At 68.8% G+C, this 459-nt stretch carries 1 protein-coding gene; it reads right to left on the reverse strand.

Annotation, left to right across the window (positions count from 1 at the left end):
- The coding region (locus AC07RN_RS21180; RefSeq protein WP_478337247.1) for a P-type ATPase actuator domain-containing protein at window positions 1–459 on the reverse strand (459 nt) is incomplete at both ends.

Genomic DNA, 459 nt, shown 5'->3' on the forward strand with positions numbered 1-459 from the left:
GGTCAGCATGCTCATGTCGACGGCGGAACTGCCCTCGACGACGACGCCGTCGGTGGCGACCTTCTCGCCGGGGCGCACCACGAACAGGTCGTCGACCCGCAATTGATCTGCGGGAATGCGGGATTCGACGCCGTCACGCAGGACCGAGACCTCCTTGGCCCCGAGTTCGAGCAGTGCGCGCAGTGCCGCGCCGGCGGTCCGCTTCGACTTGGCCTCGAAGTAGCGTCCCGCGAGCACGAACGTGATGACGCCGGCCGCGACCTCGAGGTAGATGTTCGCGGCGCCGTCCATCCGGCCTATGGTCAGCTCGAAGGCGTGCGTCATGCCGGGGGTGCCGGCGGTGCCGAAGAACAGCGCGTACAGCGACCACGCGAACGCGGCGGACGTGCCGAGCGAGATCAGGGTGTCCATCGTCGCGGTGCCGTGCCGCAGATTGGTCCACGCCGCACGGTGGAAGGG

The sequence above is a fragment of the Lelliottia sp. GFLA7 genome (assembly GCF_056490165.1).